General features: G+C 69.9%; 10 protein-coding genes and 2 tRNA genes. 1 reads left to right on the top strand and 11 read right to left on the bottom strand.

All coding sequences use genetic code 11. The features are described 5' to 3' along the window. Positions 1-34: 34 nt before the first annotated feature. From FB557_RS00730 to FB557_RS14065, 3 genes are all read right to left on the bottom strand, one after another. Positions 35-598: a DUF411 domain-containing protein gene (locus FB557_RS00730; RefSeq protein WP_144854734.1), complete on the bottom strand. Its 564-nt coding sequence runs from the start codon at positions 596-598 to the stop codon at positions 35-37. Further along, positions 595-2619, bottom strand: a complete 2025-nt coding sequence (locus FB557_RS00725) for a heavy metal translocating P-type ATPase (RefSeq protein ID WP_246074268.1) — start codon at positions 2617-2619, stop codon at positions 595-597. The genes FB557_RS00730 and FB557_RS00725 overlap by 4 nt, the downstream gene beginning before the upstream one ends. Positions 2620-2788: 169 nt before the next feature. Further along, positions 2789-2926, bottom strand: coding sequence for a hypothetical protein (locus FB557_RS14065; RefSeq protein WP_170236135.1), 138 nt, complete (start codon positions 2924-2926; stop codon positions 2789-2791). Between the two features lie 203 nt (positions 2927-3129). Here FB557_RS14065 and FB557_RS00720 point away from each other — a divergent pair, with 203 nt between their 5' ends. Then, complete coding sequence (locus FB557_RS00720) at positions 3130-4194, top strand: hypothetical protein (RefSeq protein WP_144854730.1); 1065 nt, start codon at positions 3130-3132, stop codon at positions 4192-4194. Between the two features lie 46 nt (positions 4195-4240). Here FB557_RS00720 and FB557_RS00715 read toward each other — a convergent pair whose 3' ends face one another. The 8 genes from FB557_RS00715 to FB557_RS00685 all read right to left on the bottom strand — a co-directional run bounded on the left by FB557_RS00715 (position 4241) and on the right by FB557_RS00685 (position 11983). Beyond that, positions 4241-5071 (bottom strand): alpha/beta fold hydrolase, encoded by an 831-nt coding sequence (locus tag FB557_RS00715; RefSeq protein ID WP_144854728.1) that lies wholly within the window; start codon positions 5069-5071, stop codon positions 4241-4243. 76 nt (positions 5072-5147) lie between these two features. Next, a tRNA-Ala gene (locus FB557_RS00710) sits at positions 5148-5220 on the bottom strand. 23 nt (positions 5221-5243) lie between these two features. Then, on the bottom strand, positions 5244-5420 hold the full coding sequence (locus FB557_RS14060; RefSeq protein ID WP_170236134.1) for a DLW-39 family protein: 177 nt from the start codon (positions 5418-5420) through the stop codon (positions 5244-5246). A gap of 36 nt (positions 5421-5456) precedes the next feature. Then, positions 5457-5533: transfer RNA gene (locus FB557_RS00705), tRNA-Ile, on the bottom strand. A 67-nt stretch (positions 5534-5600) separates the two neighbouring features. After that, positions 5601-6059: a DUF3566 domain-containing protein gene (locus FB557_RS00700; protein ID WP_246074267.1), complete on the bottom strand. Its 459-nt coding sequence runs from the start codon at positions 6057-6059 to the stop codon at positions 5601-5603. Beyond that, positions 6056-8632: a DNA gyrase subunit A gene (gene gyrA / locus FB557_RS00695; RefSeq protein WP_144854726.1), complete on the bottom strand. Its 2577-nt coding sequence runs from the start codon at positions 8630-8632 to the stop codon at positions 6056-6058. The genes FB557_RS00700 and gyrA overlap by 4 nt, the downstream gene beginning before the upstream one ends. An 86-nt stretch (positions 8633-8718) precedes the next feature. Further along, on the bottom strand, positions 8719-10857 hold the full coding sequence (gyrB, locus tag FB557_RS00690) for a DNA topoisomerase (ATP-hydrolyzing) subunit B (RefSeq protein WP_144855950.1): 2139 nt from the start codon (positions 10855-10857) through the stop codon (positions 8719-8721). Between the two features lie 247 nt (positions 10858-11104). After that, entirely contained in the window at positions 11105-11983 is an 879-nt protein-coding gene (locus FB557_RS00685) for a serine hydrolase (RefSeq protein WP_144854724.1), read from the bottom strand.

The following is an 11983-nucleotide window of genomic DNA, read 5'->3' as shown; positions in this document are numbered from 1 at the left end:
GGGCGCTGACCCCCCTTCGCCGAGGGGTACCACGTCAGGCCTCTTGGTCGGACCGCGAGGTGACCTTGGCGTAGACGGTGGTGCTGGCGCCTTCGCCGAGCTGAAGGACCTCGTAGGGCTCGAACTGCGAGCCCTGCTCCATCCCTGGGCTCCCGATGGGCATCGCGGGCACGGTCAGGCCGCGAGCTCCCGCCGGCGGGTCCGCGAGGTAGGCCTGGACGAAGGGGGCCGGGATGTGCCCGACGAAGACGTCACCGGCCTCGGTCAACGACAGGTGGCAGGACTGGTGCGGGGCGGCGATCTCGTGCTCGGCGAAGACCGCGCTGAGGTCGTCGGGGTGCACCACCTCGACGGCGAGACCTGCCTCCTCGGCGTGGCTGATCCAGCCGCCGCAGCAGCCGCAGCTGGGGTCCTTGTAGACGGTGAGGGTCGTGCCATCAGCCGAGCGTCCGCCGGGCGGGGTGCTGTCCTCGCTGCTCGGACCCGCCTCGGGCGGGACGTCACCACCCGCATCGCGGGAGCACGCCGTGGCGACGGCCACGAGCGAACCGAGGCCCAGGAGCAGGCCGGCCTGACGTCGCGTCGGGTGAGCGGTCATGAGTTCTCCTTCGAGATCGTGCCTGGACGCAGGTCCAGACGGCGCAGCAGCTGGGCGTTGAGCGCAACCACCACGGTGGACAGGGACATGAGGATCGCGCCGACACTCATCGGCAGGACGAAACCGATGGGAGCCAGGACGCCGGCGGCCAACGGGACCGACACGAGGTTGTAGCCGGCGGCCCACCAGAGATTTTGGCGCATCTTGCTGTACGTCGCCTCGCTGAGCCGGATCACCGAGAGGACCGATCGCGGGTCGCTCGAGGCCAGCACCACCCCGGCCGAGGCGATCGCGACGTCGGTGCCCGCACCGATCGCGATGCCCACATCGGCCTGGGCGAGGGCAGGAGCGTCGTTGACCCCGTCCCCGACCATCGCCACCCTCAAGCCTTCGTCCTGCAGCTCGGCCACCTTGGCTGCCTTGTCCTCCGGGCGCACACCGGCGAAGACCCGGTCGATCCCCAGCTCCTCGGCGACGGAGTCCGCCACCGCCTGCGCGTCACCGGTGATCATGACGACCTGCAGCCCCCGCTCGTGCAGTCCCTCGATCGCCTCTCGTGACTCCTCACGGATCTCGTCCGCGAGGCGTAGGGCCCCGACGACCTCGTCATCGACGAGCACGTGCAGGATCGTCGCGCCGTGCTCGCGCCACCGCTCGGCCACCTCGAGCTCGTCGGCTCGGCGCTCGCTGAGCAGGTAGGGACCGCCGACGCGCACCGTCTGCCCCTCGACCTGCGCGCTGACCCCGACCGCCGGGGCAGAGGAGAAGTCCGACGCAGCCGGCACGCTCACCCCTTCGCGCTCGGCCGCTCCACGGATCGCCGACGCCAGCGGATGCTCGCTGTCCCCCTCTGCTGCGGCGGCCAGGGCCAGCAGACGCTCATCGTCGAGGTCACCGGCGGACTCGATGCCGGTCACCGTGGGCTCGCCCTTGGTGACCGTGCCCGTCTTATCGAACAGCACGGCGTCGACGGTACGCATGGTCTCCAACGCCAGCCGGTCCTTGATCAAGACCCCTCCGCGGGCGGCGCGCTCGGTGGCGATCGACACCACCAGCGGGATGGCCAGACCGAGAGCGTGCGGGCAGGCGATGACCAGCACGGTGATGACCCGCACGACTGCCTCCTCCGGAGCGCCGATGAGACCCCACACCGTGGCGGTGATCAGTGCTGCGCCGAGGGCGAACCAGAAGAGCCAACCCGCCGCACGATCGGCCAGGCGCTGGGCGCGCGACGAGGAGGACTGGGCCTGCTCGACCAGTCGTCGGATGCCGGCCAGTGCCGTCTCGTCCCCGACGGCGGTCACTTCGACGCGCACTCCCGAGTCCGTCGCGACCGTGCCGGCGACGACCTGGTCATCGACCTCACGTCGGACCGTGGTGGACTCGCCGGTCACCATCGACTCGTCGAAGCTCGCGTTGCCGTCGACGATCGTGCCATCGGCCGGGACCGAGGCGCCCGGGCGGACGATGACGACATCTCCGACGGAGAGCTCGGCCGGAGCGACGGCGACCACCTCATCCCCTTCGACGCGCTCAGCCTCGTCCGGCAGGAGGTCAGCGAGCGAGTCCAGGGCCGAGGTGGTCTGCGCCAGGGACCGCATCTCGATCCAGTGACCCAGGAGCATGATGACGACGAGGAGCGCGAGCTCCCACCAGAAGTCGAGGTCGTGCGGCAGGACGCCGAGCGTGGCGCCCCACGAGGCGAGGAAGGCCACCGTGAGCGCCAGCGCGATGAGGAGCATCATCCCCGGCGAGCGGTCACGGGCCTCGGACAGACCACCGGTGAGGAAGGGGCGACCGCCCACGACGAACATCACTGTGCCGAGGACAGGAGGGATCCACCGGACCCCCTCGCCGTCCGGCAGGCCGTAGCCGATGAGGTTCGCGAACATCTCGTTGAAGCCGACCACTGGGACGGCCAGCGCGAGCATGATGAAGAAGAGACGCCGGAACTGGGCGACGTGTGCATCGTGCCCACCGCCAGTCGGACTGTCGTGGCTTGCGTGCTCGGTCTGTGACATCACTGCTCCTCCTGCGTACATACCCTAACGGGGTATGTACGCGGTGGCGCGCTGGGGTATTCCGAAGGGCGATGAGGCAGCAGTGTTTTCCCCGCTTGAGGCAGCCAACTCGGTGCTCTCGAGAGGCGAGGACCCCGGCCATGCCGCTGGTCGAGCGAAGGGGGGTACGTCAGGTCTCGGAGCGGTCGCCGATCCACTGGGCGTAGAAGTCGGGCAGGTCGGCTGCCGAGCGGCCGTCGGTCCAGGAGCGGGCGACCTCGACCGCTCGCTCGACGGCGTCCTCGCTCACCTCGTCGACCAGACCCACCCTGGCCTACATCGGCCGCTCCGGGTGGAACACGCTGCGCACCGACGGCGCGATCCCGCTCGACGAACTGCTCGACGCGGTCGACGAGTCCTACGAGCGGGTCGTCGCCAAGCTGCCGAAGAGAGACCGACCGACCAGATGACGACCATGGGGGCAACTGCACGCTCGGCTTCGCGGCGGTCTGACTTCGTTAGCGTGCAGGGATGACCGACCCAGCGCAGCTGCTCGAGGCCCATGTCGCGTTCGAGATGGCGCGGTGGACCGGTGACCGGCTCGACGAGAGCGTGGCAGAGCACGCCGGGGCGGTTCGCCGGTGGCTCGACGGGGTCACCGCCGCTGAGGTCGCACCCGCCGAGGCGACCGCCGGCACCCTCGGGCGGGTCGTCGCGGGACTCGACCTGAGCGACGCACTGCTCGAGGCCGTCGCCGACGTCGTCGCGGCGGGTCACGAGGTGCTGACGACCTTCGACGCCCCGGTGGGCGAGATCGTCGACGGCGACGACTACGACGCGCTCGTCGGGCTGCTCGCCGACGATCGCTCGGTCCGCGACGCGGTCATCGCCGCGGTCACAGCGAGCAAGGGCTACCGCAAGCTCGTCTCACACGTGCTCTACCAGGGGGTCAAGGGCTACCTCCTCACCGAGAACGTCGTCGCCCGCAAGCTCCCCGGTGCCTCGACCCTGGTGAAGTTCGGTCAGAAGACGATGAGCGCCGCGGCCCCCAACCTCGAGGCCAGCGTGGATCGCCGGATCACCGCCTTCGTCGAGGCCAACCTCAGCGAGACCCTGCGGGAGAGCCGCCGCTACCTCGAGGCCACGCTCACCCCGGAGCTGCTCACCGAGATGGCCGACGAGGTGTGGACGACCCTCGCCGACCGACCGGTCGGGGAGATCGTCGGCGTCGCCGACCCGGAGGGAACCCGTGAGGTCGTCGTCGCCCTCGGCCCGGTGGTCCGGCGGTGGCGCGACGAAGGGGTGATCGCTGAGGTCGTCGAGTCGGTCGCCGTCGAGGCGCTCAAGGAGCACGCGGACCGGTCGGTCGGCGAGCTCCTCGAGGAGTGGGGCGTCGAGCTGGAGACCGTCGTCGCCGACGCCGTCGAGCTGTTGCGGCCCTCGCTGGAGTACGCCCACGCGAGCGGCTTCCTTGAGGAGCGCATCCGGGCGCACCTCGAGCCCTTCTACTCCTCGCTCCCCTCGATCCTCGAGGCGGTGCCAGCGGCGAAGCCTTCGAGAAAGAGGACGACCCGGCGCACGAAGCACGAGTCCTGACGACGAGCTGCGGGATGCCAACCGCGCGGCCCCTCCCGACGGGACGTCAGGCCAGGAAGTCCCCGACGAGCCGGGCGAAGCCCTCCGCGTGCTCGATCTGCACCCAGTGACCGCACCGGCCGAAGACGTGCAGCTGCGAGTCGTCGATGAGCTCGTGCAGTCGCAGCGAGGTGCTCAGTGGGATGACCTCGTCGTCGCGGCCGTGGATGATCAGCGCGGGCTGGGTGAGAGCGCGGATGTCGGCGTCGGGCACGGCCAACGCCTCGACCGAGCGCTGCCGCGGAGCGGGGAACATCGCGCTGAACGCCTCGTGGACCCCCGGCCGGGTCGCCGCGTCGAGCCGCAGCTGGGCCAGGCCCTCGGTGAACAGCGACTTGTCGTACGCGAAGACGTCCATGAGCTCGATCATGTTGGGCAGCGAGGGCTCGAAGCCCCACACCTTGTCCAGGCCCTCGGTGATCTCGAAGGGCACGCCCGCCGCGCCCATGAGGACGAGCTTGTCGACCCGCTCGGGGTGCTGGGTCGCGACGGCGAGCGCGAGCGCCCCGCCGAAGCTGTTGCCGACGACCGAGACCCGCTCCAGCCCCAGGGCGTCGAGCAGCCCGACGAGGTGCTCTGTCCACGTCGCCATGTCATAGGTGACGCCCTCGGGCCGCTGCGTGTAGCCGAAGCCGAGCACGTCGGGGGCGATGACCCGGTGCTGCTGCGACAGCGCCGGCAGCACGCCGCGCCAGTTGGCCCACGCGCTCACGCCCGGCCCGGAGCCGTGGATGAGCAGGACGGGGTCGCCCTCACCGACGTCGTGGTAGTTGGTGGCCACGCCGGCGACGTCGATCGTGGAGGCGATCTCTGGATTGGCGGTCTGCAGATCAGTCATGTCGGCACCGTAAGTCCGTCGGTGCCATGACGAAGGGGGGTGCTCCGCTGTGCGGAACACCCCCCTTCTCTCTCGGTGGAGGCGAGGGGACTCGAACCCCTAACCCCCTGCTTGCAAAGCAGGTGCGCTACCAATTGCGCCACGCCCCCGAGGGCTTGCTGCTCTTCCCGCCTCAGGGGCGCGAGTCGGTCGCGGCCGCCCACACGTCCTTCGGCTGGTTCTGCTTCGCCGGCGCCTTACCTGCGCTGGCGGCGGCGAAGAGGTCCTTCTCCGAGCGCTGCTGCTCCATCTTGCGCTGGGCGTAGGCCGCCCCGAAGGCGACAGCGGCCAGGGCGAGCAACTTCTTCAACGTCGGCCTCCGTAGGTCCTGCGGCGAAGGGGGAAGTGGTGGGCCTAAGAGGACTTGAACCTCTGACCTCTTCCTTATCAGGGAAGCGCTCTAACCGTCTGAGCTATAGGCCCGCGCGCGTCGGTGACGCGACGCCCGAGATTACCTCACCCGCCGCGAGCGGGACAAAACGACGCTGGATCAGTCGTCGGTGAGGGTGAGGTGCAGGCCGCCGACGAGGCTGGCGACGATGTTGTAGAGGAAGGCGCCGAGCGTGGCCAGGGCGGTCATGAGCACGATGTCGATGACCGCGATGACGACGGAGAGCGAGAGGACACGGCCGAAGCCGAGGAAGTCCATGATGTCGAACTCCTGACCCGCGGCGTCGCCGATGATCTGGCTGGCGAGGCTGTTGATCGAGTCGAAGACACCCATGGCCGACATCAGCGCCCACAGCACGGCCGCCATGACGACCATGGCGATCCCCATCGCGACCGAGAGGAGGAAGCCGACCTTCATCGCCGACCACGGGTCGACCCGGGAGACCATGAGCTTGACCCGACGACCCCCTCGGGGGCGCGGCGAGGCCGGACGTGCCGGGACGCTACCCGCGCTCGACTGATCCGAGCTCGAGGTCTCCATCACGGTCGTGTCGCTCACTGGTCACCTCCGGCGGGCCCCTCGGCGCCGCTGTCCTCAGACACGCTGTCCTCTGCTGCAGGGTCTGACGCTACCGCGTCGTCGGCGACCTCGGCCGCGACACCCCGATCGGCGTTGCGCGCGACCGCGACGATCGCATCACCCGTGCGGGGCGTGGCGAAGGAGACGCCCATCGTGTTGCGCCCCGTCCGGGAGACCTCGGTGACCGCCGAGCGCACGATGTTGCCCTTCTCCATGACCACCATGACCTGGTCACCCTCGTCCACGGTGAGCGCGCCGACCAGCTCCCCGCCCTTGCCGGACTTGGCGGCGGTCACGCCGAGGGTCGCCCTCCCCTTCGCCGTCCACTCCGAGGCAGCGGTCCGCTTGGCGACACCGTTCTCGAAGACGACGAAGACGTCCGGGTCGGTCCCGGCCTCGATGACCGACATCGACAGCAGCGAGTCCTCGCCACGGAACTTCATGCCTGTCACGCCCGAGGTCGAGCGGCCCATCGGGCGCAGCTGCTCGTCCGTGGCGTGGAAGCGCACCGACATCCCGCCGCGTGAGACGAGGAGCAGGTCGTCCTCGCCCGAGGCGAGCTGGGCTCCGACGAGCTCGTCGCCGTCGCGCAGGTTGATCGCGATGAGACCGCCGGAGCGTGGCGAGTCGTAGTCGCCGAGGCGCGTCTTCTTCGTCAGCCCGTTCTTCGTCGCGAGGACGAGGTAGGGCGAGACCTCGTAGTCCTTGATGGCCAGGACCGCCGCGATCTCCTCGTCGGGCTGGAAGGCGAGCAGGTTGGCCACGTGCTGCCCCTTGCCGTCGCGGGTCGCGTCCGGCAGCTCGTAGGCCTTGGCCCGGTACACCCGGCCGTGGTTGGTGAAGAAGAGCAGCCAGTGGTGGCTCGTCGTGGTGAAGAAGTGCCCGACGACGTCCTCGCCGCGCAGCGACGCCCCGCGCACGCCCTTGCCGCCACGCTTCTGCGAGCGGTACTCGTCGACCCGCACCCGCTTGGCGTACCCGCCGCGGGTGATCGTCACGACGACGTCCTCCTCGGGGATGAGGTCCTCCATGGCGACATCGCCGTCGTAGGGCAGGATCCGGGTGCGCCGCTCGTCGCCGTACTTGTCGACGATGCCGGCCAGCTCCTCGGAGACGATCGCCCGCTGGCGCTCGGGTTTGGCCAGGATGTCCTGGTAGTCGAGGATCTGCGCCTCGAGCTCGTCGTGCTCGTCGATGATCTTCTGCCGCTCCAGCGCGGCCAGGCGGCGCAGCTGCATCTCGAGGATCGCGCGGGCCTGCTCCTCGTCGATGTCGAGCAGCTCGATCAGCCCTTCGCGGGCAACCTCGACGGTGCGCGAGCGCCGGATGAGGGCGATCACCTCGTCGAGCGCGTCGAGCGCCTTGAGCAGACCGCGCAGGATGTGGATCGCGGCCTCGGCCTTGGCCAGCCGGTACGACGTCCGGCGGACGACGACCTCGATCTGGTGCTCCACCCAGTAGCGGATGAAGGCGCTGATCGGCAGGGTGCGCGGCACCCCGTCGACGAGGGCCAGCATGTTCGCGCCGAAGCTGGTCTGCAGCTGGGTGTGCTTGTAGAGGTTGTTCAGCACGACCTTGGCGACGGCGTCGCGCTTGAGCTTGATGACCAGTCGCTGCCCGGTGCGCCCCGAGGTCTCGTCCGAGATGTCGGCGATGCCGCCGAGCTTGCCGTCCTTGGTCAGCTCGGCGATCTTCAGCGCAAGCGCGTCCGGATTGACCTGGTAGGGCAGCTCGGTGACGACGAGGCAGGTCCGGCCCTGGATCTCTTCGACCTCGACGACCGCGCGCATCATGATCGACCCGCGACCGGTCCGGTAGGCCTCCTCGATGCTGCGGGTGCCCATGATCAGCGCCCCGGTCGGGAAGTCCGGCCCGGTGATCCGCTGCATCACCGCCTCGAGCTGCTCCTCCTTGCTCGACTCGGGGTTCTCCAGCAGCCACTGCGCGGCCGAGGCGACCTCGCGCAGGTTGTGCGGCGGGATCTGGGTGGCCATGCCGACCGCGATCCCGGCCGAGCCGTTGACGAGCAGGTTGGGGAAGCGGGCCGGCAGCACGTCCGGCTGCATCGTCTTGCCGTCGTAGTTCGGCACGAAGTCGACCGTGTCCTGGTCGATGTCGCGCACCAGCTCCAGCGCCAGCGGCGCCATCCGGCACTCGGTGTACCGCGGGGCCGCCGCACCGTCGTTACCCGCCGACCCGAAGTTGCCCTGCCCGTCGATGAGCGGGTACCGCATCGACCACGGCTGGACCAGGCGCACCATCGCGTCGTAGATCGCGGAGTCGCCGTGCGGGTGGTACTGCCCCATGACGTCACCGACGACCCGGGAGCACTTGTTGTAGCCCCGGTCCGGCCGGTACCCACCGTCGTACATGGCGTAGACGATGCGGCGGTGCACCGGCTTGAGGCCGTCGCGCACGTCCGGCAGCGCACGGGAGACGATGACGCTCATCGCGTACTCGATGTAGCTGCGCTGCATCTCGGCGTTGAGGTCGATCGGCTCGAAGCGGTCGGTGCTCACCTCGGTGCCGGGTCCGTCGGGGGTGTCAGTCATGGGTCACCTTGTCGCTGGGTCTGTCTGGTCGGGGGCGAAGGGGGGTGAGCCGGCCGATCTCAGGCGGCGGCCCTCCCTTCGCTCACCTAGATGTCGAGGAAGCGCACGTCCCGTGCGTTCTTCTGGATGAAGGAGCGGCGGGACTCGACGTCCTCGCCCATCAGGACGGAGAACATCTCGTCCGCGGCGGCGGCGTCGTCGAGGGTCACCTGGAGCAGCACCCGGGAGTCGGGGTCCATCGTGGTCTCCCACAGCTCCTGGTAGTTCATCTCGCCCAGACCCTTGTAGCGCTGGACGCCGTTCTCCTTCGGCAGCCGCCAGCCCTGGGCCTGGCCGTGCGCAGTCATCGCGTCGCGCTCGCGGTCGGTGAAGGCGAACTCGTGCTCGTGGTTGGTCCACTTCAGCCGGTACAGCGGCGGCTGGGCCAGGTAGACGTAGCCCGCCTCGATGAGCGGCTTCATGAAGCGGAAGAGCAGGGTGAGCAGCAGGGTGCGGATGTGCATGCCGTCGACGTCGGCGTCGGCCATGAGCACGATCTTGTGATACCTCGCGCGGGCCAGGTCGAAGTCCTCGCCGATCCCGGTGCCGAAGGCGGAGATGAGGGCCTGCACCTCGGTGTTGGCCATCACCTTGTCGACCCGCGCCTTCTCGACGTTGAGGATCTTGCCGCGGATCGGGAGGATCGCCTGGTTGAAGGGGTTGCGTCCCGCCTTCGCCGAGCCTCCGGCGGAGTCGCCCTCGACGATGAAGACCTCGGAGACCGTCGGGTCCTTGGTCTGGCAGTCGCTCAGCTTGCCCGGCAGGCCGCCGGACTCCAGCAGCCCCTTGCGCCGCGTCGCGTCGCGGGCCTTGCGCGCCGCGATCCGGGCGCTCGCGGCCTGGATCGCCTTGCGGACGATGTCCTTGCCCTCGTTCGGGTGGGTCTCGAGCCAGTGCCCGAACTCTTCGGTCATCGCCCGCTGGACGAAGCCCTTGACCTCGGAGTTGCCCAGCTTGGTCTTGGTCTGCCCCTCGAACTGCGGCTCGCCGAGCTTGACCGAGATGACGGCCGTCAATCCCTCGCGGATGTCGTCACCGGTGAGGTTGTCGTCCTTGTCCTTGAGCAGGTTCTGCTTGCGGGCGAAGTCGTTGATCAGCCGCGAGAGGGCCGCGCGGAAGCCCTCCTCGTGGGTCCCGCCCTCGTGGGTGTTGATGTTGTTGGCGTAGGTGTGCACCGACTCGCTGTAGGCGGTGGTCCACTGCATCGCGATCTCGAGGGCCAGGGCGCGCTCGGTGTCCTCGGTCTCGATGTCGATGACGACGTCGGTGACCGGCTCGGCCTTCTTGCTCCCGACGAGGTGGCTCACGTAGTCGACGAGTCCCCCTTCGTACATGTACGTGACCGTGCGCGCCTTCTTGGCCTCGCCGGCGCCCGAGCCCACGCTGTCCTCGGGGTCAGCGGCGACGTCGGTGATGTCGGCGTCGACGGCGTCGAGGTCCTCCGGGTCCTCCTCGGTGCGCTGCTCGACCCGCTCGTCGATGAGGGTGACGGTCAGGCCCTTGTTGAGGAAGGCGGTCTGCTGGAAGCGGGCCCGGATCGTCTCGTAGTCGTACTCGACCGAGTCGAAGATCGCCGGGTCGGCCCAGAAGGTGATCGTCGTCCCGGTGTCGGAGGTCTCCTCCTGGCGCTCCAGCGGACCGGTGGCCTCACCGTGGTCGAAGGACATCCGGTAGGCGTGGCCCTGCTGGCGCACGCACACGTCGAGCCGGGTCGAGAGGGCGTTGACCACCGAGGACCCGACGCCGTGCAGACCGCCGGAGACCTTGTAGCCGACGCCGCCGAACTTCCCGCCCGCGTGCAGCTGGGTGAGCACGAGCTCGACGGTGCTCATCTCGTACTGCTCGTTCATGCCCACCGGGATGCCGCGGCCGTCGTCCTTGACCCTGACCGCGCCGTCCTCCATGAGGGTGACGGTGATCGTGTCGGCGTAGCCGGCGAGCGCCTCGTCGACGGAGTTGTCGACGATCTCCCAGACGAGGTGGTGCAGGCCGCGCTCACCGGTCGAGCCGATGTACATGCCCGGGCGCTTGCGCACCGCCTCCAGACCCTCGAGCACGGTGATCGCGCTGGCGTCGTAGTCCGAAGGGCTCTCGCCCTGCGCCGCGAGCTCGGCCGCCGCCTGGGCCTCGAGCTCGGCGCGGGCCTGCTCCGCCTCCTCGGGGGTGAAGCTCTGCTCGGCCGACATGTCGTCGTGCTGGTCTGCCACGGCACTCCTGAGGGTCATGACGACGGCGCGCCGACCGGGGTCGCGCGCCGTACGCCTGCAACATGGGAACTCGGTTCCATGATACTCCCCGGCGCCGACCTCGGCCGCATTTCCAGCGCCGTGGCGGCCTCTCAGAGCCGATCTCCCCCCTTCGCTCGACTCCCGATACGCGCCCGGCCCTCTCAGCGCGCCTGAGGCAGGTTCTCGTGACGCGGGCTGGGCTCCCTCATCCGCACGACCCTCCAGCCGTCTCGTCCAGGTGCGGGGCGAGGGCTCGGGTCAGCTCGTCCATGATCGCGGTGCCCTCGGGATGGCCCGCGGTCCGGGCCGCCATCGCGACGGCGAGCCGCCCGCCGTCACCCGTCGGCACCAGCCCCAGCTGCCGCACGACATACCCCTTCGCCGTCGGCCCCCAGCCGCCCTTGTACCGGCTGCCGTCGACGAGACCGAGGCCCCACCGCTGACCGTCGACGACCTCACCCATCGGCCGGGTGACCTTCGTCGCCGCCGGCAGGCAGGGTAGCCCGGCGACGAACCTCGCCTGGTCGCCCACCCGCCAGACCGTCTGGCCGAAGGGGGAGTACCCCGCCCTGGTCTGCTCGGCCTGGACCTGCGTGCGCTCGTCCCCGGCGTCGCGCAGCACCTCCTCGACCGCGCGGCCGGCCTGCGCCGGCTCGCCGAGGCTGCGCCACAGCCGCATCGCGGCGTCGTTGTCGGAGGCGCTGATGGCCTGGTTGACGGTGTTGGCCGGCAGGACCGCCTCGGCCCGGACCGCCGCGAGCGCCAGCGGCACCTTGATCGTCGACCAGGCCACGAGCCCGGCGTCGTCCCCGATCAGCTCGGGCTCGTTCCCGCCGACGGGAACGAGCGCGATCACCACGTCCTCGCCCCGGTGGCGGTCGACGACGGCCGCGAGATCGCGGCGCGCGGCGCCTGGGATCACTGCCTCCGTCTGCGACGCCGAGGCGGGCGAAGGGGGTGTGCCCGGCGTCGTGGTCGGCTCACCACCCTCTCGCGAGCCGACCGAGACCGACACGTGCCCGCAGCCGGTGGCGAGCAGGGCGATGGCCAGCAGCGCGACCAGAGGGCAGCCTCCGCGGCGCAC

This window comes from Marihabitans asiaticum (assembly GCF_007828725.1).
Taxonomy (GTDB): Bacteria; Actinomycetota; Actinomycetes; order Actinomycetales; family Dermatophilaceae; genus Marihabitans; species Marihabitans asiaticum.
Note: the sequence above shows the minus strand (reverse complement) of the source record. Positions and strands in the feature narration are given on the sequence as shown.